The sequence below is a fragment of the Yinghuangia soli genome (genome assembly GCF_021502675.1).
Classification (GTDB): Bacteria; Actinomycetota; Actinomycetes; order Streptomycetales; family Streptomycetaceae; genus Yinghuangia; species Yinghuangia soli.
In genome coordinates, this window is sequence record NZ_JAKFHA010000011.1 from 29,792 (window position 1) to 51,447 (window position 21,656).

The window sequence follows — 21,656 nt, forward strand, 5'->3', positions numbered from 1 at the left end:
GCCGGGAGCATAGTGCCCCGTTTGCTCCCGACCTGCGCCCGGGGCGGGGCACCCTACCCCGCCGGTCGGGGCAGCCGGGTGAATCGCACGGATTTCCGGCCGGACGGGCAGTGGCGGTGCAGGGTGGCGTCGGTGCGGGCGGGCAGAATGACGGCACGGGCCGGGTGGTCCGGGCACGGCGCAAGGCGACGGAGGGGCGGGACGATGAGGGACCGGGACACGCACAGGTACGGGGCGGCGGCACGCATACCCGGCCTCGACCCGATCGCGGTCGTCCCTTCGCCGGGCGCCGAACCGGCGCCGGGCGGGACCCCCGAGGCACTGTTCCCCGGCTTCGGACCCGACGATTCCGTGACCGCCCCGGACGCCCCCGACGAGGGGACCGGCTCCGGGCTGACCGAGCGCGATCTGGACATCCTGGACTTCGAGCGCCAGTGGTGGAAGCACGCGGGCGCCAAGGAGCGCGCGGTGCGCGACCGCTTCGGGTGCTCGCCGACCCGCTACTACCAGGCGCTCAACGCGCTGCTCGACCGTCCCGAAGCCCTCGAGCACGACCCGATGCTGGTGCAGCGCCTGCGCCGTCTGCGCGCCGCCCGGCAGCAGGCCCGCTCGGCGGTCCGCCGCCCGGGAGCCTGACGCCCTCCGGGCCGGAGGGGCCGCCCCGGGGCCGCGTCCCCGCCCCTTCCGCACCCCGCCGGAGAGTACGCCGATGCCGCTCCACCGCCGCCCGCGCCGGCCGGCCGATCTGACCGACACCGCCGACACCTTCCCCGGCTTCGGCCGGGACGGGGGCGTGTGGCTGCGGCCCGACCACGTGGCCGAGCCCGACGCCGAACCGCCGCTGGGTCCGCTCGAACGCCTCGGCCCGGGAGGCTCCTCCGCGGTCGCCGTACTCGCGGTCGCCGCCCTGGTCGGCGGCCTGCTGGCCGGCTTCGGCCACCCCGCGGGGCGGGCCGAGGCCCGCGACGAGCCGGTCCCCGGCGTCGCGCAGGCCGCCGCGGCCGCCCCCGCCCCGGTGCCCGCCGACGCCGCTGCCCCGGCGCCGGTCGCCCAACCGGCCGCGGGCGACGTCGTCGTCCTGGACCAGGGCCGCACCCCGGCCGCCGCGAAGGCCCTCGCGGGCCGGCTGCAGTCCGGCGGCTGGCGCGTCACCGGCACCGGCGCCTTCCACGGCCGCGTCCCCGCGACCACCGTGTACCACCCCAAGGGTCAAGAGGCCGCCGCCAAGAAGCTCGCCGCGGCCTTCCCCGAAGTCCGGCGCGTACGCCCCACCTTCCCGGGCATCTCGCAGTCCCGCCTGGTGGTCATCGTCGTCGACGACCCCGCCAAGCCGCCTTTGGTCAGCAAGGTCCTGGGCACCGACCCGCCGAAGCGCTGACGAACCGACCCGCTCACCCGCGCCCTCGCACCCGGCCCCGGCCCACCGCCTTCCCGATCTGTTCACCGCGTTGGCCCCGGCCCACGGCCCCGCGTTGGCCCCGGCCCACGGCCCCCGCCCGCCCCCGCCTTCCCCCCCCGCCCGCCCGCCCGCCGCCCACGTCTCGGCCCGGCCCTCGGCTTCGGCGTCCGTCACGGCCCCGCTCCTGGCCGCTCGGTCGCGGTTCCGCCGCTGTCCTGGCGGATGCGGGTGTGCGGTCGGGGTGCGCCCGGCCGTGTCCGGACTCGTCGGACCTGCTGTCAGTGCGCGGAGCGCGTTGCGGTGTGGGGAGGTGCCTTCGGCTGCGTCCGGGTGCTTAGGTGGAGCGCATGGACCTGCCGCAGCCGACCACGCCCGCCGGGAAAGCCGGACTCGCCGCACTGCTGGACCACCCGGAACACGCGGTGGTCGCGCTCGACTTCGACGGGACGCTCGCGCCGATCGTGGCCGACCCCACCGAGGCGAGAGCCGACCCCGGCGCGGTCGCGGCGCTGGCCCGGCTGGCGCCGCGGGTCGACGCCGTGGTGATCGTGACCGGCCGCCCGGCCGCCGCGGCGGTGGAGTACGGCGGGTTCGCCGGGGTGCCCGGCCTGGGGCACCTGGTCGTCCTCGGCCACTACGGCCTGGAGCGCTGGGATGCCGCGACCGGCAAGATCCACGCGCCCGACGTGCCGCCCGGCGTCGCGGCGGTACGCGCCGAACTGCCCGGCACCCTCGCCGCACTCGGCCTCACGGAGACCGCCTGGATCGAGGACAAGGGCAGCGCGGTCGCGGTGCACACGCGCCGCGCCCCCGACCCGCAGGCCGCGTTCGAGGCCCTGCGCACGCCGCTCGCCGACCTGGCCGCCGCACACCACCTGGCGTACGAACCGGGCCGCTACGTCATCGAGTTGCGCCCGCCCGGCATGGACAAGGGCCAAGCGCTGCGCGGCTTCGTGGCGGAGCGCGGGGCCGGAGCCGTCCTGTTCGGCGGCGACGACCTCGGCGACCTGGCCGCATTCGACGCCGTGGAACACCTCCGGGGCGAAGGCGTGGCCGGCGTGACGCTGTGCAGCGCGTCCGCCGAGGTCCGCGAACTCGCCGAGCGCGCCGACGTGGTCGTCCCGGGCCCGCCCGGCGTCGCACAATTCCTGACCGCGCTCGCGGACGCCCTGGACCGCTGACGCACCGGACCGGCGCCGGTCCGGATCCGCTTCCGCGTCGGCGTCGGATTCAGAGTGCGTCGAGCTGGTCCAGGAACCACTGCTGCGGGCTCAGCGCGGTCGCCGCCGCGGCCAGCCGCTTGGTGCGCTCCAGGCGTTCGCCCTCGTCCATGGACAGCGCCTCGTGCAGCGCCTCGGTGGTCGCGGTGACGTCGAACGGGTTGACCACGATCGCGTCCGGTCCCAACTCCTCGTACGCGCCCGCCTCACGCGACAGCACCAGCGCGCAGCCGCGTTCGGAGACCACCGGGATCTCCTTCGCGACGAGGTTCATGCCGTCCCGGATCGGGTTCACCAGCGCCACGTCCGCCAGCCGGTAGGCCGCCAGCGACCGCGGGAAGTCGTCGTTGACGTGCAGGATCAGCGGCTGCCAGGTGCCGTCCCCGAACTCGTCGTCGATCTCCTTGGCGATGCGCTGCACCGCGGCGGTGTACTCGCGGTATTCGGGCAGGTCGTGCCGCGAGGGGTAGGCGAACGCGATGTGCACGACGTTGCCGTGCCATTCCGGTCGGCCGCGCAGCAGATCGCGGTATGCGAGCAGCCCGCGCACGATGTTCTTGGACAGTTCGGTGCGGTCCACGCGCACGATCACCTTGCGGTCCCCGACCGCTTCGCGCAGCGCCGCGAGCCGGGCCTCGACGTCCGGGCGGGACGCACGCTCGCGCAGGAAGTCGGCGTCCGCGCCCAGACCGTGCACGCCGATCTCGGTGGTGCGGCCGCCGTGCCGCACGGTCATCGCGGTCCGGTCGACCTCGGCGCCGAGCACCTGCTCGCAGCAGTCCAGGAACGCGGCCGCCCAGCGCCGGGTCAGGAACCCGGCGTGGTCCGCGCCGAGGATGCCCTCCAGCACCATGCGCGCGATGTCGTCGGGCAGCAGCCGGAAGTACTCGGCGGGCGCCCACGGGGTGTGCGAGAAGTGGCCGATCCGCAGGTCGGGGCGCAGCCGGCGGAGCATGAGCGGGGTGAGCGTGAGGTGGTAGTCCTGCACCACGACCTGGGCGCCCGGCGCGGCCTCGTCGGCGAGCGCGGCCGCGAAGGCCGCGTCGTACGCCTCGTAGGACGCCCATTCCTTGCGGAACCGGCCGTCGAAGACCGGCTTGGTCGCGGTGTCGTAGAGCATGTGGTGGACGAACCACAGCGTGGAGTTCGCTATGGCGTTGTACGCCCGGGCGAACGTGCCGGGGTCGATGTCGAGCATGCGCACCGCGAGGTCGCCGGTGTCGTGCCCGGCCAGGTCGATGCGGCCGGAGGGCGCTTCGCGGGCGGCGGTGCGGTCGGCCTCGGACAGCGCGGCGCAGACCCAGACCGCGCCGGTGCCCTGGCCTGCCGCGGAGAGTCCGGAGACGAGTCCGCCGCCGCCGCGGTGGACCGAGAGCGAGCCGTCGTCCTCGGTCCGGAAGGACACCGGACCCCGGTTGGACGCGACGAGGACGCTGGCCGGCACGTGGGACGTCATGGTTCCAACCGTAGCCATCCGGCCGGTATGACAAACCCCGGCGCGGTGGGCGGACCGGCCGGGGGACGGGTGCGCGGCGGGCGCGCGGAGCGGCTCAGCCGGCCAGGGCCGTGCGCTGCCGGTACTCCGGGATGGTGATCATCGGCGGGCGCTCGTGCGCCGCGACGTCGTGGCTGCGCACCTGGAAGCCGTCCTCGCCGCGCTCGAACTGCGCGAAGACGGTGTTGAGGGTGCCGGTGCCCTTGCGCACCCGGCCGTCGCGGTGCAGGCGCTCCAGGACGGCCTGCCAGATCTCGCCGGCCATCCGGCCCAGCCGGGCCTCGTCCTGGTGGCTGTGCCGGCGTACCCCGACGTCCACCTGGGCCATCGCGTCCAGGCCGACCAGCTGCAGTGCGTCGACCAGCATCGCGGTCTCGATGCCGTAGCCGCACGGGAAGGGCAGCCGCTCCAGCAGGTGCCGGCGGACCGCGTACTCGCCGCCGAGCGGCTGCACGAAACCGGCGAGTTCCGGCCAGTACATATTGAGCAGCGGCCGGGCCACCAGCTCGGTCACGCGCCCGCCGCCGGCCGGCACGACGATGTCGCCGATCTCCAGCGGCCGGTCGTACATCGCCTTGACCAGCTGCACGGACGGGTCGGTGAGCAGCGGGCCGACGGTGCCCGAGACGAAGTCGGCGGAGAAGTCGCGCAGGTCCGCGTCGATGAAGCAGACGATGTCGCCGGAGGTGGCCAGAAGCGACCGCCACAGCACCTCGCCCTTGCCGGGCAGGGCGGGCAGCCGGGGCAGGATGTCGTCCCGGTGCACGACCCGGGCGCCCGCCTCGGCGGCCACTTCGGCGGTGCGGTCGGCGGACCCGGAGTCGATCACCACGAGCTCGTCGACCAGCGGATACCGCTCCATGAGCTCGGTCCGCACGGTCCGCACGATGGCCCCGACGGTGGCCTCCTCGTCGAGCGCGGGCAGGACCACGCTGACCCGGCCGGCGCGCCCGAGGCGCCGCTTGGCCTCCACGAGCCGCGGCACCGGCCAGTCGGCGGCGGTCGAAGACCGGCGGTCCAGCCAGTGGCTCACTTCGGGCAGCACTGTCGCGTTCCCCTGTCGTTGCTAGTCGTGTGCCCATCGTCTCGCGTGTCGGACGCGGATGATCGACCGGCTACCCGTTCGGTTACAGTCTTGGTCACGAGATACGACGATCGCACGTCGGCTCGGACAAATGCGGAGCGGCCGCAGGGAATCCCCCAGGGGTGACCATCGGCACATCGCACCGCCATAGAGCTCATCCAGAGGGGCAGAGGGAACGGCCCGTTGAAGCCCCGGCAACCATCCGATCGGTACACCCATGTGCGTCGCACGCGGGGCCGCCGCCGGACTGGTGCCAAATCCGGCCTGCGGGGACCTCCCGCGGGGAAGATGAGGAGAGAGGCCTCGCCATGGCTACACCCACGATTTCCCAGACTCTGGTCCCCGGTGCCTTCGGCCCCGCCGTCGCGCTTTCCTGTCGCGAGTGCGGAGAGCGGTACGAGCTCGGCCCCAAGTTCGCCTGCGAATTCTGCTTCGGCCCCCTCGAGGTGGCGTACGAGTTCGGCACGGTGACCCGCGAGCAGATCGCGGCCGGCCCCAACAACATCTGGCGTTACGCGCCGCTCCTGCCGGTCCCCGCGGACGTGGCGAGCAAGCCCAACCTCAACCCCGGCTTCACCAAGCTGGTCGAGACCCGCAACCTGGGCCGCGAGCTGGGCATCAAGAACCTCTACGTCAAGGACGACTCGGGCAACCCGACGCACTCCTTCAAGGACCGCGTGGTGGCCATCGCGGTCGAGGCGGCCCGGAACTTCGGCTTCACCACGCTGTCCTGCTCCTCGACCGGCAACCTGGCCGGCGCGGTGGGTGCCGCGGCGGCCCGCGCGGGCCTGCGCTCGTGCGTGTTCATCCCCTCCGACCTGGAGGCCGGCAAGGTCGTCACGGCGGCGGCGTACGGCGGCGAGCTCGTTGCCATCGAGGGCAACTACGACGAGGTCAACCGCTTCTGCTCGGAGCTCATCGGGGACCCGGCGGGCGAGGGCTGGGGCTTCGTCAACGTCAACCTGCGGCCGTACTACGGCGAGGGCTCCAAGACGCTGGCGTACGAGATCGCCGAGCAGCTCGGCTGGCGGCTGCCCGAGCAGATCGTGATCCCGATCGCGTCCGGCTCGCAGCTCACCAAGATCGACAAGGGCTTCCGCGAGCTGATCAAGCTGGGCCTGGTCGAGGACACCCCGTACCGGGTGTTCGGTGCGCAGGCCGAGGGCTGCTCGCCGGTCTCGGCGGCCTGGAAGGCCGGCCACGACGTGATCCGCCCGGTCAAGCCGGACACCATCGCCAAGTCGCTCGCCATCGGCAACCCGGCCGACGGCCCGTACGTGCTGGACGTGTGCAAGCGCACCGGCGGCGCGGTCGAGGACGTCGACGACGTGCGCGTGGTCGAGGCCATCAAGCTGCTCGCCCGCACCGAGGGCATCTTCGGGGAGACCGCGGGCGGGGTGACGGTCGGCTGCCTGAAGAAGCTGGTGGAGACCGGGCAGCTCGACCCGGCGGCGAGCACCGTCGTCCTCAACACCGGGGACGGCCTGAAGACCCTGGACGCGATCGAGGCCACCACGGGCGCGACCGCGACCATCCGTCCCTCCCTTGAGTCCTTCCGAGAGGCTGGCCTGGCATGACCGTTTCCGTCCGAATCCCGACGATCCTGCGCACCTACACCGGCGGGGCGGCCGAGGTGTCGGCCGACGGCGCCACGCTGGCCGAGGTGATCGAGTCGCTGGAGAAGTCCTACCCGGGAATCGCCGCCCGCGTGCTGGACGACACCGGCAAGCTGCGCCGATTCGTGAACGTCTATGTGAACGACGACGACGTGCGTTTCGCGGAGGGCCTTGCGACGGCCACTCCGGACGGCGGCAACGTCTCGGTCATCCCGGCGGTCGCGGGCGGCTGCTGAGGTATTGAGCGACAAGTCCGCCGCATGGTCAAGACCATGCGGCGGACTTTTTTCATGATCCATTCTGTGGCGTACGGGGACCCTGTGGATTCGGAAGCGCGTGTTCCGCTGCGGGTAACGGCGGTCTATGCGGCGGCCTATGCGGCACGCTGCCGGCCTTTCCCTGGAAGCATGGTCGCTACAACAGCATTTTCCGGAGATTTCGCGGCAACCGCCCGACAATCCCGTGGCCGGGATCACATCCGCTTTGTCCGACTTGCCGGATTTAGCATAGAGTGAAATACGGCTTTTCCTGGTGTTCGCCGGAAAGAAGAGCTTTGTTCCCGCCGGATTTCTCGTCCGTTTGACCTGTTGCGTCGGGCATGCATCCGGATACATTCAGCCGCGGTCGGACGGTTCCACGTACTGGATCTGGTGCGCGGCAACAACTCGCGAACCTGCTTGCCCTGTGCTGACTTCACTCAGTCGGTCAAGAAGTAGCGATACGACCCGGAGCTGCGGCGCGCAGTTTCCGTGAAAGGGCCAGTAACAGGGGAGTTAGGAATGGCTCAGGGCACCGTCAAGTGGTTCAACGCGGAGAAGGGGTACGGCTTCATCGCGGTCGACGGTGGTGCGGACGTCTTCGTCCACTACAGCGCGATCCAGATGGACGGGTACCGGACGCTTGAGGAAGGACAGCGGGTCGAGTTCGAGATCTCGCAGGGGCAGAAGGGCCCGCAGGCGGACATGGTCCGAGTGACCGGCTGAGCCTGTTCACGCTCTTCCAGTACTGGCTCTTCCAGTACTGCTCTTCTTCAGACGTACGCCGAGGCCCGGCCTTCCCCCGCAAGGGGAGGCCGGGCCTCGGTGTGTCCGGGGGTCGGGCCTCGGTGCCCCGGCGTACGGTCGCGGTGATTCCGCGGGGCCGTCTCCCTGGTACCGCGCGACGCGCGCGCGTGTGTGCGGGCGCGTACCGCGGGTCGCGCGTGCGTGTGTCCGCGCGCCCGCGCATGTGCCCGCGCCGGCGGTCCGCGAGCGTTTCCGGGGGGCGGGAACCGGGGGTCCGCTTGCACTCGACCTACCCGAGTGCTAATCATTGGCGTTAGCACTCTGGATGTGAGAGTGACAAAAGGACCGGGCAGACGAGGTCCGGAGGCCGTGGGGGAAGGATCCCCGCGGAGCCGGGTCGTCCGTCGCGGGCGTCGGCGCCGGTCCTCAGCATCCACCCCGTTCTGGGAGGACCTCACCACATGGCCAAGATCATCGCGTTCGACGAGGAAGCGCGTCGCGGCCTCGAGCGCGGGATGAACCAGCTCGCCGACGCCGTCAAGGTCACGCTCGGCCCCAAGGGCCGCAACGTCGTGCTCGAGAAGAAGTGGGGCGCCCCCACCATCACCAACGATGGTGTGAGCATCGCCAAGGAGATCGAGCTCGAGGACCCGTACGAGAAGATCGGCGCCGAGCTGGTCAAGGAGGTCGCGAAGAAGACGGACGACGTCGCCGGTGACGGCACGACGACCGCGACCGTCCTCGCGCAGGCGCTCGTACGTGAGGGTCTTCGGAACGTCGCCGCCGGCGCCAACCCGATGGCCCTCAAGCGCGGCATCGAGAAGGCCGTCGAGGCCGTCTCCGAGCAGCTGCTGAACCTGGCGAAGGATGTCGAGACCAAGGAGCAGATCGCTTCGACGGCCTCCATCTCCGCCGCCGACCCGCAGATCGGCGAGATGATCGCCGAGGCGATGGACAAGGTCGGCAAGGAAGGCGTCATCACCGTCGAGGAGAGCAACACCTTCGGCCTCGAGCTCGAGCTCACCGAGGGCATGCGCTTCGACAAGGGCTACATCTCGCCCTACTTCTCCACCGACCCGGAGCGTATGGAGGCCGTCCTCGACGACCCGTACATCCTGATCGTCAACAGCAAGATCGCCTCGGTGAAGGACCTCCTCCCGCTGCTGGAGAAGGTCATGCAGGGCGGCAAGCCGCTCGCGATCATCGCCGAGGACGTCGAGGGCGAGGCCCTGGCCACGCTCGTCGTCAACAAGATCCGCGGCACCTTCAAGTCGGTCGCCGTCAAGGCCCCCGGCTTCGGCGACCGCCGCAAGGCCATGCTGGGCGACATCGCCATCCTCACCGGTGGCCAGGTCATCAGCGAGGAGGTCGGCCTCAAGCTGGACTCCGCCGGTCTCGAGCTGCTCGGCCGCGCCCGCAAGGTCGTCGTCACCAAGGACGAGACGACCATCGTCGACGGTGCCGGCGACTCGGACCAGGTCCAGGGCCGCGTGAACCAGATCCGCGCCGAGATCGAGAACAGCGACTCGGACTACGACCGCGAGAAGCTGCAGGAGCGCCTGGCCAAGCTGGCCGGCGGTGTTGCGGTCATCAAGGCCGGCGCGGCGACCGAGGTCGAGCTCAAGGAGCGCAAGCACCGCATCGAGGACGCGGTGCGCAACGCGAAGGCCGCCGTGGAAGAGGGCATCGTCGCCGGTGGCGGCGTGGCCCTGCTCCAGGCCTCGCAGGCCGCGTTCGAGAAGTTCGAGCTCGAGGGCGACGAGGCCACCGGTGCCGCGATCGTCAAGCTCGCCGTCGAGGCCCCGCTCAAGCAGATCGCGGTCAACGCCGGTCTCGAGGGTGGCGTCGTCGTGGAGAAGGTGCGCAACCTGACCCCGGGTCACGGCCTCAACGCCGCGACCGGCGAGTACGTCGACCTGGTCGCCGAGGGCATCATCGACCCGGCCAAGGTGACGCGCTCCGCGCTGCAGAACGCGGCCTCCATCGCCGCGCTCTTCCTCACCACCGAGGCCGTCATCGCCGACAAGCCCGAGAAGGGCGGCGCGCCGGCCGGCGGCGCCCCCGACATGGGCGGCATGGACTTCTGATCCGGACTCCCTCCGGATCGGCGTCCCGGCGCTGACACCAGCAGTACGGCTGAACCGCAGGGCGGCACCCTCCGCAAGGGGGGTGCCGCCCTGCGGCGTTTCCTCCAGAACGGGGAGAGGGTCGGCGACACCCACTCCTCGACAGAACGGAACCGGAGGGGAGGCCGCGGGCGGTCGGCTGCGGTGGGGATCGGGAGCGTACCTTGGCGTTTTCCCCTCGTCAGGTGCGGGCGGAAAACGGGTGGCCCGGGTCTCGGGGGCGCTCCTACTGTTGGGGACGTGCCTGCGGGAACTACGAGTTCCTTCAGTGTCTTGGTAGGCAATCGCTCTTCAAAAGCGGCTCTTGGGTTCGAATCCCGCATCGGGACCCGTGACTTGCCCGCAGGCACCCACAAACTGCGCCCGGGGAACTGTGCGTCCGTTCAGCAGCATGTCGGCCCTCAGGGCAGGCGCGCACCTCACTTCGGATGAGGCAACACCTACGGACCCGCGACCTTCCCCGGGCGCTCCTTTCGGGAGCCCTCCATGACCATCGACGCCGCCACGGGCACGCTCACGCGCGCCGCGGACCTGACCGCGGCCGCCACCGTCGCCCGCTTCCTCGACACCGCCGCCGCGGCCACCGGCCGCGCCACCTTCTACAACTCCGCCGACGAGCAGCGCACCGCCGAACTGGCCGCGCACGCCGGGCTGGCCGCCCTCGACCGGGCCCTCTACACCGGTCTCGTCGGCTCGCCCTACATGCTCGACCGCGCCCGGCAGACCGGTGCCCTGCACCTGCTGTCCACGCCGGGCGGCGCACCGGGCGAGGGGGAGGCGATCCGGCGCATCGTCGGGCAGTTGAGCGTGCCGCGCATGCTCAACCTGTACGGAATGCTCGCCGAGCAGCGGGTCAACAACGCGCGGGCGCGCAAGCTCGTGCTGCGCACGCTCCTGGGTGCCCCCGCGTTCGGCAAGTGGGCGGTGCGCTACCGGCGCAAGCTCGCGGCCGCACTCCGGCACGCATGGGGCGCGCGGACCGCGGGCATCGTACGCGCCGTACTGGTACGCGAGTTGGCGGGCGAGGAGCTGGACGCGAAGGAACTCCGCATCCTGGCCTCCGAGATCGACCGGCACGCGCCGGGCCGCGACCGCGCGGTGCTGCACGAGAGCGTGGCGTTCGTGCTCGGCGCCGCAGGACCGTTCCGGCAGCCGCTGCTGCGTGCGTACGCCGAGGCCCGGACCGACTTGGACGCGGGCCGGACGCTGCCGTACGAGACCCTCGAAGGCCTGCGCGGCCGCTTCCACTCGGCCGAACCGCACGCCCGCGTCCTGGAACTGACGAAGAGTCGGCTCACCGCGGGGCAGCGGCTCGGCATGCAGGCGCAGGCCGAGAAGGCCGGCGTCGAGGTCGAGGTCGACTTCGCGCGGTACGACGCGGTCCGGCTGTACGTGTACGCGTACGAGCGGGGGATGAGCGACGACGTCGCCCAGGCCCTCGCCGCGCGGGCCCGCACGGCTGCCGCTGCGCTCGACCTTGCCGATCGGCGTATCGCGCTGGTGCTCGACGGCTCGGCCTCGATGGCGGGCGCCCGCGAGCAGGCGCTGCGGCCGGTCGCGGCGACGCTCGCGCTGCGCGACGTGCTGCGGGAGGCCGCCGCCGAGACCGCCGAAGTGTGGTTCGGGGCACGGCCCGACGCGGACGGCCTGGTGCGTCCGGCCGGGGCGAGCGGTCCGGCCGAAGCGCTGATCGAGGCGCTGTCCGGGCTGCCGGACCTGGTCGTCGTGGTCTCGGACGGCTACGAGAACGCACCGGCCGGGCGCTTCGCCGAAGTGCTGGCCGCGGCACGTGACCTGGGCATCACTACTCCGGTCGTCCAGTTCAATCCGGTCGCGGCCGCCGAGGCGAGCGGCGTCCGGGCGCTGTCGCCGGACGTCCCGGTGGCCGGTGTGCAGCGGGTGGCAGGGCTGGAGTTCGCGTTCTGCCGCATGCTGCTGGACGCCGATCCGGCCGCGGCGCTGCGCGGGCTGGCGCGCCTGGCCGGGCTGCCGGCCGGGTCGGTACGGAACCTGCTGGGGCCGGACCGCGAGGACGTCGCGGCCGCCGAGAACGCCGAGAACGCTGAGAACCGCAAGTCCTGCGAGAACGCCGAGAACGCCGAGAACGCCGAGAACTCCAAGAACACCGCGAGCGCCGAGAAGGAGGTGGCGACATGAGGAACCCGCTGCGGAAGCTGAAGCGCAGTGCGGCCGAGCAGGCCACGGTCGGCGAGCTGCTGTCCGGCACGACCACCGGCCGCGTGCAGAGCGCCGGCCGGATGCAGGTCCTGCCGCTGCTTGCCGGCGACGCGCCGACCACCAACCTCGGCGACCCGGCCGCGCTCGGGATCTCCACCGGCGACTACGGGACCCTGAAGTTCCGCAACGACGGTCCCGACCACGTCCTGGTGCCGAGCCACCTCGCTGTCATGGTGTCGCAGAAGGCGCAGGACCACGCGATGCCGCGCGCCACGTTGGTGGGCCCCGGCGCCGACCTGCCGTACAACGCCGCGATGTGCATCCAGCAGTCGCAAGGCGGGCTCATCTCGGATGGGCGGCACCGCCTCGCGGTGCTGCCGCCGTCGGTCCGCGAGGCCGCGTCCGCGATGCCCGCGAAGCCGGGGTACGACCGGCTGTGGCCGGCCGTCGCGCGGTTCAAGTCCTCGGCCGGCCTTCCCGGGTCCGCGGACCTGGTCCGGTTCATGAAGCACTTCGCCGACGAACTCGACCAGTTCGTGGCCGAGTTCGAGAACGTCGAGGACCAGATCGGGGCCGTCGTGCTGATGGATGGGGAGGTCCTCGGTGTCGAGCGCGCTCCTTCGCACGCGTACTGGAACACGATGTGGGAGCCGCTGATCCGGTTCTGCTACGGCGCGGAAGCGGTACGCCGCGAAGCGGCGGGAGTCCCGGCAAGCCCGGTCACCCGGGCACCGCTCGCGACTCCCGCGGCGGGCGGAGACGGGGCCGACCCGTTCTCGGCCCTTGCGGCCGCGCTGCGCGCGGCGGACACGGCGGAGCAGGGCCTGGTCGAGACCGCCACGTCCGAAGCCGCCGCCCAGTCCGTGGTCGTCGGCGTCGACGAGTCGGCCGCCGACCTCGCGGTCGGCACCGTCATCGGGGAACGCCTGGTCGGGGCGTACGCCCTCGCCGGGGGCACCCCGGTGTACGCGTCGCTCACGGCGCGCAACACCTTGGGCTGACCGCCGCACGTGCCGGCGGGCGCCGGCAGGCGCGGTCGGGTCGGCCGCGCCTGCCGGGCGTGTGCCGGTCAGCCGCCCTGGCCGGCGCTGCCCAGCGGGCCGACCTTCACCGGGGAGCCCGGGCCTTCCGTGACGGGCAGGGCGGCGACGCCCGGCCAGCCGAGGGTGACGGACTTCGTCTCGTCGGGCGGCGTCACCAGCAGGCCGGTGATGCTGACCCCGGAGCCGCCCGAGTCGTTGCGGGGGTAGTCGATGCCGAAGGACACCGACTCGCCGTTCTTGAGGACGATCGCCACGGTTTCCTGGCCGGTGCGCTGCGCGGACAGCGAGCCCGCGGAGGTTTTCAGGTCGACGCCCGCGTAACCGGACATCGTGCAGTCGCGGCCGCTGCTGTTCTTGAGCATCACGGCGACGGTGCCGTTCGGGTCGCCGGAGATGGTGCTGTCCATCGCGGTGATCTTCAGGTCGTCGGTACGGCACTTCGCGGCCTTGCCGGTGCCGCCGCCGGATCCGGAGCTGCCGCTTGCGGATCCGGCTGTGCTTTGTCCTGCGCTGCCCTGGCCGCCGGTGCTCTTGCCGGTGGGGGCAGTGCCGCCGCCCGACGAAGCCCCCGTGCTGCCAACCGTGTTCGAGGCGGCCGCCGGCGGCGCGCCGGTTCCCGCGGCAGGCGCGGACGAAGAGCCCTGCGCAGCTCCCGACTTCGTCGCTTCCGCATCCTTGTCCGCGTCCTGGCAGGCGGTCGTCAGCATGGCGGCGCCGACGAAGACGGCGGAGACGAGAAAGGCGCGGCGACGGTTGGCCGACATGAACTACCCCTTGCTGCCTGGTCATTCACGGTGGAGTGTGGTGCTGTTCCCCGTGCTTGCGTGATCACTATGGCCAGGCCGGGCAGCCGGAAGATACGGGCGTCGTCGTTCCACGACGGCCTTGTCGTCGTTTGGTGACATGGTCACGGAACTGCGGTTCTGCCTGGGACAGACCCCCGGCAGGTCAAGCGTCAGCGGTGAGTTCGCCCAAGGGGGCCACCTCTACCGCGTCCTTCTCGCAGACCCACGTCGGGTCCGCGCCCAGCTCCGGTTCGATGTAGAGCTGGTGCGCGTCCTCGGTGCCGTCGTGGTGCGGGCACCACGGCCACCGCACGCCGGCCTCTTCCAATGCTTCCTGTACGTCCTGGGCGACGAGGCCAGGGGCGTACGACGCGCCGTCCGGCCACTGAGCGACCCACCAGCGGCGCTCGGAGACCGCGTCCTCGACCATCGACACCACAGTGGCATCGGCGGCCCCGCATACGGTCAGGTCGTGCAGCACCCGGGCGCGGGCTTCGTGCAGGGCGTTCTCGGTGGCGTCGTCTCCCATCCCTCCATTGTCAGGGGTGACACGCGGACCGCCGCGCAGCCGGGACCGGACAGGCCCGGCCCCACTGGATCGGGCAAGATCGGAGGGTGACAGTTCTCATCGACCCGCCGATCTGGCCCGGCCACGGCCGGATGTGGTCCCACCTGGTCAGCGATGTGTCGTACGAGGAACTCCACACGTTCGCCGAGGCCCTGGGGATCCCGCCCCGGGCCTTCGACCGCGACCACTACGACGTCCCCTCCGAGGTCTACGACCGCGCTGTCGCCCTCGGCGCCGAGCCCGTCAGCGGCAAGGAACTCGTGACCCGCCTGATCGCCGCCGGCCTCCGCCGCCGCAAGCCCCCGAGGACCTGACGCCGCGCGCGGACGCCCCCCGTCGGCCGGCCGGGGGGGGGCGGCCGCAGCGGGGGGGGCGGGGGGGGGGGGGTTACGGCTTGAGCAGCTCGCACATGGCGTTCTTGCCGCCGGCGAGCAGGCGCTTCTTGCCGTCGCTTTCCTCCAGTGGCTTGCCGTGGTGCTCGTTGCCGAGGTAGATCACCTGCTTGGTGCCGTCGTCGCTGATGAACCAGCGGCTGTGGTAGCCGATGACGTCGCCGCCGTTGGACCAGATCCAGGTGCTGGGGCTGCCGGTGCAGTCGAGCTTCAGGCGGGTGATGCCGAGGCCGACCGTGTTCTCGGTGGGGTTCGTCTCGCCGGGCCTGGCGATCGGGACGGTGGTCTTGAACTTGTCCATCTGCGCGGGCGGCAGGAGTTGGCCCTGGATGAGTGCGCGCTCAAAGGTGGCCTGGTCCTGCAGGGTGGAGATCATCGCCCCCGCCGGGCCGAAGATCTGGGTGTTGGAGCGGGTCGCTTCCAGGATCGGGAGCTGCCACCAGAAGATCGTCGGCTGCCACTTCCAGCCCTGGACGAAGTTGCCGTAGATGTCCGGCGAAGTCTCCGGGTAGCTGGTGTTGGTCAGATTCAGCGGGGTGATCAGTCGGTTGGTGATTTCCACCGACGGAGAGTTGCCCGTGACCGCCTTGATGATCATCCCGGCGAGTATGTAGTTCGTGTTGGCGTAGTCGTAGTACCTGTTGGGGTTCGTTGACGTCCTGGCCAAGGCCCGGTTCACGAGCTCCTGCGGTGTGTACTGCGTGCCGACGTTCTGCATCGTGTAGTACAAGGTGTTGAGCTCGCCCGGCATGTAGTCCGGCAACCCCGAGGTGTGGTTGAGCAGTTGCCGGATGGTGATGTTGGCGCCGCTGTAGCCGTTCGCGTTCACCGCATTCGGCAGCCACTTGGCGACCGTGTCGTCGATCGACAATTTGCCTTCGGCCTCCAACTGGAGGACGGCGACCGAGGTGAACGTCTTGGTGTTGCTGGCGATCCGGTATTTCGCAGTGGGGTCTATCGGAGTCGAGGAGCCGTAGACGCTTGACCCGGCGGTGACATAGGTCTTGGTGTCGCCGTCGACGATCAGACCCATGACGCCCGGATAGCCGTTCACCTGCACGCCGCCGGTGGCGGCCTCCTGGAACTTCTGGGCGGCGGTGGTCGAGGACGCATTCGACACATGTGCGGTGCCGGCCAGGACGGCCAAGCCGACCGCGGCGCCGATGACGGACGTTCGGAGTTTGCGCATTCGGGCTGCTCCCTGAGTGCGGCCCGGACCGGGGACGCGGTCCGAGCACGAGTGCGGACGGTGCACGAGCGGGTGGCGCGACGGGAGTGCCCGCGCCGCATGGGTCGTGTCGGGTCCGACCGAAGGGCGGCTCGGCGCGGGCACTCCGGACGCGTGACGGTACGCACCGCGAGGCCGTCCCGGCTTGGAACAAAGTGACCTCGGCGCCGTGGACCGGGGCTGCGGGTGGTGATCGGTGTATGCCTTCCGACCTGGTGCAACCCGTGGTAACACCTATCGATTGCGCAGCCGCCCGGCTCAGCCCTCGTCCGCGAGCGGTTTGTCCCATGCATGTGCACCGGGCGGATATGTGTACGCCGGCCGCTCCTTGTTGCCGCTCGTGCGGAACGGCTGCCCGTTGTCGCTGATCCGCACCGTCCCGCGCCGGTCCCCGCTCGACCAGTCCAACTCCAGGTACCAGCGCACGTCATAGGCCTGCGTACGCGCACTCACGTAGAAGACCTCGGGATCGGATTCGCTGACCTTGTACGGGAAATTCCGCTGCCCGGCTTTCGGCACGGTCGTGGGACGCCCGGCGTCCAGGTTCACCTCGAACGACTTCGTGGCCACCTCGCCGCCGCAGCCCACTCCCATCGTGTAGTCGTTCCACGCCAGCGGCGGCCCCTGCGCGACGATGCGCACGTGCAGCGCTTCGAGGACGACGGTCTCCGGTCCGGTGCCCTGCACGGTCAGCGCCAGCAACTGGTCCCCGGCCGAGACCGCGCCCTGGGCGGTGATCCAGCCGCGGGCGTCGCGCTCGGTCGGAGGCGGGGACACTTGGGTGGGCTTGCGGTCCACCAAGTAGTGCTGGCTGCAGGGGGTTTCCCATTTGTACGGGTTGGTGGACACGGTCGGCTGCAGGCCGTCCACAGGTGATTCGGCCGCCTCCGGCTGCGGGGACGCGTCCGGAGCAGGCGTAACTGCGGGGCTGCCGCTCGCGGTGGCCGGTGCGGCGGACGTGGTGGTTGCCGCTGCGGGATGCGACCGGTCGGGCTTGCCGCCGTCGCCCGGCAAGAGGTTGGCGACGAGCACCGCGGCGATAGTCGCTGCCGCAGCTGCCCCGAGTCCCAAGAGCGTTCCGGGACGCCGAAGAAGGCGGCGTCCGGCAGCAGCCTCCGCTGCAGTCGATGTGGCTGTCGCCACCATCACGGGTTCCGGTTCGGCAGCCACGTCGGACTCCGGGTCTGCGGTCGGTTCCCCCGTGGACCCCGCGACCCTGGCGGCCTCCTGAGCGCTTGCGGCCCCCGCGGCCCCCTTGCGCGGCCGCAGCGCATCCGCGCGCACCCACCGCCGGTGGAGTTCGACCAGTTCCTCCGAAGTGGCGCCGCACAGCCGCGCGAAGCGCTCGACCGGGGCGTAGTCCGTCGGGACGGCGTCGCCGTTGACGTACCGGTGCAGGGTGGATCCGCTCAGATGCAGGCGCTTCCCCAGCACCCCGTAGCTGAGCCCCGACCGCTCCTTGAGTTCCCGCAGCAGTGCCGCGAACTCCTCGCCCGCCACTGTTCCTCCCTCTCCCGCGTCCCCGACAGCATTCCAGGGCAAGGGCGTTCCCGCAGGTCAGGGTGCCGGGGACGTTCCAGCGTCCCGAGTTGCCCGGCGGCCATGGCGGACGGGACGGAGCCTCGGCCAAGCTCAGGGCATCCCGCCACGCCGCGTCGACCCGGTCCGACGGCGTCCGCGGAAGCATCCGCCAACTGCCATCCCCAGGGGGACCTGCCATGCCTGCACGCACCACACGAATCCGCCTCCTGGCCGCGGCAAGCGCCGCGGCCGCCGCCCTCGTCCTCACGGCGTGCGGCAGCGGTGCCGACGACGGCGCCGGCCGCGCCGGCAACTCCCCGGCGCCCGGCGCCACTGCGGCCCCTTCGGCTGGGACCACCTCACAGCCCGCGTCGACCGGGGCACCGGTGTCTCCGGCCACCGGAACTCCCTCCGGCGCGAGGCCGTCCACCGGCAAGGCGGCGACCCCGGGCGGGGCCGGCGGCAAGTCCACCGCCGCGCCCGCCCCGGACTCGGGTGCCGCCCCGATGTGCGACGGAACCAACGCCAAGGTGACCGCCACTGTGGTCGCCCGCCCGCTCAACCACATGCTGCTCACCATCACCAACACCGGTTCCAAGAGCTGCGACCTGACCGACGGCTACCCCGCCGCCCGCTTCGGCGAGGCGCAGGCCGTGCCGCCGGTCGACCGGAACTCCAAGCCCCAGGCGGTGCTGCGGCTGGCTCCCGGCGAGTCGGGCTACTCCGGCGTACGGCTGTCCTCGACCGAGGCGGGCGGCGGCGAGCACGGCTACAGGGCGACGACCCTGACCGTCCCGTTCACGAACGACACGGTCGCCAAGGTGGCCCTCCCCGCCGGGGGCGTGTACGTCGACACGGCCCTGCAGGTCACGTACTGGCAGAGCACCCTCGACGACGCCCTCAACTGAGCCGCTGACGCGAGGCCTTCGGACACGCTGAGGAAGCAGGCGTGCCCGAAGGCCTCGCGGGCAATCCGGCCGAACCGCAGCTCAGTCGCCCCAGGCGAAGGCGACGCACGACTTGCGCTCGGCGGCTGTCAGCAGCGCGATGGGTGCCAGTGCGGGCGATGCGCGGCAGGGTGTCAGACCGCGGGTTGCTGCATCGTCGAGCAGTGGATCCCTCCGCCGCCGCCCATCAGCCGGTCGACGTCCAGCTGGACCACGTGACGCCCGGGGAAGGCCGCCACGAGTGCGAACTTGGCGGCGGCGTCCTTGGCCGGGTCGCCGAACTGCGCTGTGATGACACCGCCGTTGACGACGTGGAAGTTCAGGTAGGAGTCGACCAGGTCGCGGTTGCGCGACCGGGTGTCGTCCGGCCCCTCCACCGTGATGACCTGCAGGCGCCGGCCCTTGGCGTCGGTCGCCGCGGACAGGATGGCGTGCTGCTCCCGGGCGTCGCGCGCCCATGCGTCGTTCCGGCCGGGCGGCGGCAGTTGCACCATGACGACGCCGGGCCGGATGAAGCGCGAGGTGACGTCGATGTGGTCGTCGGTGATGTCGCGCCCCTTGATGCCGGGCATCCAGATCATCTTGTCCGCGCCGTAGGCGTCGAGGACGGCCCGTTCGATTTCGCTCTTGGACATGCCGCGGTTGCGGTTCTTGTTGACCAGGCTGCTCTCGGTGGCCATCACGGTGCCGTCGCCGTCGGTCTCGACGGCGCCGCCCTCGCCGACGAATTCGGTCCAGCCGAAGCGCAGGCCGGTGAACTCGGCGACGTACTGGGCCACATAGGCGTCGTCGTGGTGCTTCTGCTTGTTGCCCCACCCGTTGAAGTTCAGCCCGATGGCGTCGAGCCGCCCGGCGCCGTCGGTGCGGAACACCGCACACGTGTCGCGCATCCACAGGTCGTCGGTGGGGATGTCGGTGCGGACCAGGATGCCGGGGCCGCACTGCGCGCGGGCGTCGTACGCGGCTTCCTCGTCGGCCGCGCACATCACCACGGGTTCGAACCGCGCGACGGTGCGGGCGATCAGGGCGATGTCCTGCTGGACGCCGCGCAGCTGCCGGCCCCAGATGGACCGGCTGGCCGGCCACGACATCCACGTCTGCGTGTGCGGGACGTCGTCGGCGGGAACCCGCATACGGCCGGTGCGGGACGCGCTGCCCAGTGCGGCGGCTGCGGCCGTAGCGGCGCCCGAGGCGGTGGTGGTCCCCGATGTTCCGAATCCCAGCGTGGCCAGGAGGCCGCGGCGAGCGGGAGGTGTGTCCGGCATGGCTTGCTCCAAGCGGTCGGCCCCGAGCTTCGACTGTCACACATACTGAAAATTCAGTCAACTTATGACAGTCCGTGGAGCTTCCGATACCGAGTGGACATGCCGCGGCCGCCGTACGCAGGGCGCACGGCGGCCGGAAGGGGAGCGACGGGGTCAGCTCTGCTGGCGCGGGATCCCGCCCTCGAGGCGTTCGAGCTCGGTGCGGAGGTTGTGGCGGGCCGCTTCCTCGTACCGCGCGTAGCCGAGCGGGGTGTGGAAGAGGCGCGGCAGTGCGAGGAGGTCGCGCAGCACCGCGGCGCGCGCACCGCGGAAGGCCTCCTCGGGCACGAACGAGTACTCCTCGCGGACCGCGGCGGCGTACGCGTCGTAGCGGTCCCGCTCGGTGGCCAGGATCGCGAGGTCGGCGTCGCACAGCACCGCGGCGTTGCGGTCGCCGTCGGACGGGGCGTGCTCGGCGGTCACCCGGACCAGGCGGGCGGTCTCGGCGACGAGTGCGGGTTCGACCCCGGCCTCGGCGAGGGCGCGTTCGGCCAGCCGGGCGCTGCGCTCTTCGTTGTCGGCGCGGGCCGGGTCGTACACCGCGTCGTGGAACCACGCGGCGAGGCGTACGGCATCGGGGTCGTCGGCGTCGTCCGCGAGTTCGTCGACGAGTTCGAGGACGGCGAGCAGATGCCCGGTGGCGTGGTAGCGCCGGTGCGGCTGCGCGTACCGGCCGATCAGATCCTCGCCCACGGCGGCGGCCGTCGCGTCGGAGTCACCGACGAGCCGGGCCCAGCGATCCTGCAACGTCATGGTGGCGGTCTCCTGGATGCGTTCCACGCCCTCAGCATGCCAGCCGCCCTGCCAAAAGCCCGGACGACGTGCCGTCCAGGGGCGCTGCGCGTCACCCGGCTGCCGGGCGGGGAGAAACTGCCTGGCTGCCGTCGGGCCGGTCCACTACGCTGCGCGGGCTGCGGCGCCGGGCCGGGGCGGGGGCATGGGGAGTGGATTGTGGGCATACGTTCGCCGCGGGCGCGCTTCGGAGCCAGAGCAGGAGCCGTGGTCGCGGCCCTGGCGATCGCGCTGGGCGTGGCCGGATGCGGTACGCAGGCCACGGGCGGTGGCTCCGGCGACTTCGCGGCCGCGGCGTTGAGTCAGGCCAAGCAGCAGGTGATGGACGCCAGTACGGTGCGCGTGGTTATGCGCATCTCCGACGGCACCGGTATGGGCGTGCCTGGTGAGGTGACCGGCGAGGGCGTCTTGGACATGGTGCAGCTGAGCGGGCGGCTGACGTATCACTACGCGTTCAACGGCACTTCCGTGGAGGCGCTGATCCGTCCGGAGGCCGTCTACTATCGCCTGCCCCAGCCGCAGGACGGCAAGACGTGGGTGACCGTCGAGGGGATCACCGGCGACGCGCTCTTCCAGGGAATGGACCGGGAGGCCTTGAGCGCGTCGTTGTCGGGTTTCTCGACCATGAGCGAGGACAAGAGCGCGGCAGGCGGCAACGGTGAGCGGCGGCTCGTGCAGACGATCACGCTCGACGAACTGCGGGACAGCACCGGAGTGGCGCAGGAGGGCACGCTGGCGGACAAGCTGCTGGGCGCGATGGACGTCACGTCCATGACGGCCGAGCTCTGGGTGACGACCGACCGCAAGATCTCCCGGATGTCCATCAAGTACGGCGACAAGATGACCATCGAGATGTCCGACTTCGGCGTCGCGCTCGGCGATGTGACGCCGCCGCCTGCCGACCAGGTGCTGGTGAAGCAGGCGCCGAAGGCCTGACGCGGTGACCGTGTGCCG

Annotated in this window: 20 protein-coding genes and 1 riboswitch; of the genes, 12 read left to right on the forward strand and 8 right to left on the reverse strand. The window is 71.6% G+C overall.

Going from position 1 to position 21,656, the window contains the following annotated elements:
• Positions 1-204: 204 nt before the first annotated feature.
• From LZ495_RS19570 to otsB, 3 genes are all read left to right on the forward strand, one after another.
• Complete coding sequence (locus LZ495_RS19570) at positions 205-636, forward strand: DUF3263 domain-containing protein (RefSeq protein WP_235053687.1); 432 nt, start codon at positions 205-207, stop codon at positions 634-636.
• A gap of 73 nt (positions 637-709) precedes the next feature.
• On the forward strand, positions 710-1,378 hold the full coding sequence (locus LZ495_RS19575) for a LytR C-terminal domain-containing protein (RefSeq protein ID WP_235053688.1): 669 nt from the start codon (positions 710-712) through the stop codon (positions 1,376-1,378).
• Positions 1,379-1,746: 368 nt separating this feature from the next.
• Entirely contained in the window at positions 1,747-2,580 is an 834-nt protein-coding gene (gene otsB / locus LZ495_RS19580) for a trehalose-phosphatase (RefSeq protein ID WP_235053691.1), read from the forward strand.
• Between the two features lie 49 nt (positions 2,581-2,629).
• On the opposite strand, the gene LZ495_RS19585 is transcribed toward otsB, so the two are convergent.
• Together LZ495_RS19585 and LZ495_RS19590 are read right to left on the reverse strand one after the other, a co-directional pair.
• Positions 2,630-4,075: an alpha,alpha-trehalose-phosphate synthase (UDP-forming) gene (locus LZ495_RS19585; protein WP_235053692.1), complete on the reverse strand. Its 1,446-nt coding sequence runs from the start codon at positions 4,073-4,075 to the stop codon at positions 2,630-2,632.
• A 94-nt stretch (positions 4,076-4,169) separates the two neighbouring features.
• Complete coding sequence (locus tag LZ495_RS19590) at positions 4,170-5,159, reverse strand: glucosyl-3-phosphoglycerate synthase (protein WP_235053694.1); 990 nt, start codon at positions 5,157-5,159, stop codon at positions 4,170-4,172.
• A gap of 190 nt (positions 5,160-5,349) precedes the next feature.
• Positions 5,350-5,493, forward strand: a riboswitch (SAM riboswitch).
• A gap of 13 nt (positions 5,494-5,506) precedes the next feature.
• Between LZ495_RS19590 and thrC the strand changes: the two genes are divergently transcribed.
• The 6 genes from thrC (at position 5,507) to LZ495_RS19620 (ending at position 13,123) form a co-directional block, all read left to right on the forward strand.
• Positions 5,507-6,775, forward strand: coding sequence for a threonine synthase (thrC, locus tag LZ495_RS19595; protein ID WP_235053696.1), 1,269 nt, complete (start codon positions 5,507-5,509; stop codon positions 6,773-6,775).
• Positions 6,772-7,050, forward strand: coding sequence for a MoaD/ThiS family protein (locus LZ495_RS19600; RefSeq protein ID WP_235053697.1), 279 nt, complete (start codon positions 6,772-6,774; stop codon positions 7,048-7,050). The genes thrC and LZ495_RS19600 overlap by 4 nt, the downstream gene beginning before the upstream one ends.
• 543 nt (positions 7,051-7,593) lie before the next feature.
• A complete protein-coding gene (locus LZ495_RS19605; protein ID WP_018386095.1) occupies positions 7,594-7,797 on the forward strand; it encodes a cold-shock protein in 204 nt (67 codons plus the stop codon).
• 482 nt (positions 7,798-8,279) lie between these two features.
• Positions 8,280-9,905 (forward strand): chaperonin GroEL, encoded by a 1,626-nt coding sequence (groL, locus tag LZ495_RS19610; protein ID WP_235053699.1) that lies wholly within the window; start codon positions 8,280-8,282, stop codon positions 9,903-9,905.
• Positions 9,906-10,430: 525 nt separating this feature from the next.
• Positions 10,431-12,101 carry a vWA domain-containing protein gene (locus LZ495_RS19615; protein WP_235053702.1) on the forward strand — a complete coding sequence of 557 codons (1,671 nt, stop codon included), beginning with the start codon at positions 10,431-10,433 and terminating at the stop codon, positions 12,099-12,101.
• A complete protein-coding gene (locus LZ495_RS19620; protein ID WP_235053704.1) occupies positions 12,098-13,123 on the forward strand; it encodes an ARPP-1 family domain-containing protein in 1,026 nt (341 codons plus the stop codon). The genes LZ495_RS19615 and LZ495_RS19620 overlap by 4 nt, the downstream gene beginning before the upstream one ends.
• A 68-nt stretch (positions 13,124-13,191) precedes the next feature.
• Here the strand turns inward: LZ495_RS19620 and LZ495_RS19625 are convergent, their stop codons facing one another.
• Entirely contained in the window at positions 13,192-13,929 is a 738-nt protein-coding gene (locus LZ495_RS19625) for a DUF4232 domain-containing protein (RefSeq protein WP_235053706.1), read from the reverse strand.
• A gap of 184 nt (positions 13,930-14,113) precedes the next feature.
• Positions 14,114-14,479, reverse strand: coding sequence for a DUF8819 family protein (locus LZ495_RS19630; RefSeq protein ID WP_235053708.1), 366 nt, complete (start codon positions 14,477-14,479; stop codon positions 14,114-14,116).
• Between the two features lie 86 nt (positions 14,480-14,565).
• On the opposite strand from LZ495_RS19630, the gene LZ495_RS19635 reads away from it, so the two are divergent.
• On the forward strand, positions 14,566-14,832 hold the full coding sequence (locus tag LZ495_RS19635; protein ID WP_235053710.1) for a DUF4031 domain-containing protein: 267 nt from the start codon (positions 14,566-14,568) through the stop codon (positions 14,830-14,832).
• Between the two features lie 73 nt (positions 14,833-14,905).
• Here LZ495_RS19635 and LZ495_RS19640 read toward each other — a convergent pair whose 3' ends face one another.
• Both LZ495_RS19640 and LZ495_RS19645 read right to left on the reverse strand, forming a co-directional pair.
• Positions 14,906-16,099, reverse strand: coding sequence for a serine hydrolase domain-containing protein (locus tag LZ495_RS19640; RefSeq protein WP_235053711.1), 1,194 nt, complete (start codon positions 16,097-16,099; stop codon positions 14,906-14,908).
• Between the two features lie 297 nt (positions 16,100-16,396).
• Positions 16,397-17,638: a helix-turn-helix domain-containing protein gene (locus LZ495_RS19645; RefSeq protein ID WP_235053713.1), complete on the reverse strand. Its 1,242-nt coding sequence runs from the start codon at positions 17,636-17,638 to the stop codon at positions 16,397-16,399.
• A 218-nt stretch (positions 17,639-17,856) separates the two neighbouring features.
• Here LZ495_RS19645 and LZ495_RS19650 point away from each other — a divergent pair, with 218 nt between their 5' ends.
• Positions 17,857-18,567, forward strand: a complete 711-nt coding sequence (locus LZ495_RS19650) for a DUF4232 domain-containing protein (protein WP_235053715.1) — start codon at positions 17,857-17,859, stop codon at positions 18,565-18,567.
• A gap of 173 nt (positions 18,568-18,740) precedes the next feature.
• On the opposite strand, the gene LZ495_RS19655 is transcribed toward LZ495_RS19650, so the two are convergent.
• Both LZ495_RS19655 and LZ495_RS19660 read right to left on the reverse strand, forming a co-directional pair.
• On the reverse strand, positions 18,741-19,871 hold the full coding sequence (locus LZ495_RS19655; RefSeq protein WP_235053717.1) for an agmatine deiminase family protein: 1,131 nt from the start codon (positions 19,869-19,871) through the stop codon (positions 18,741-18,743).
• A 153-nt stretch (positions 19,872-20,024) separates the two neighbouring features.
• Positions 20,025-20,663 carry an HD domain-containing protein gene (locus LZ495_RS19660; protein ID WP_235053913.1) on the reverse strand — a complete coding sequence of 213 codons (639 nt, stop codon included), beginning with the start codon at positions 20,661-20,663 and terminating at the stop codon, positions 20,025-20,027.
• 246 nt (positions 20,664-20,909) lie between these two features.
• Between LZ495_RS19660 and LZ495_RS19665 the strand changes: the two genes are divergently transcribed.
• Positions 20,910-21,638 carry a hypothetical protein gene (locus LZ495_RS19665; protein WP_235053719.1) on the forward strand — a complete coding sequence of 243 codons (729 nt, stop codon included), beginning with the start codon at positions 20,910-20,912 and terminating at the stop codon, positions 21,636-21,638.
• Positions 21,639-21,656 lie beyond the last annotated feature (18 nt).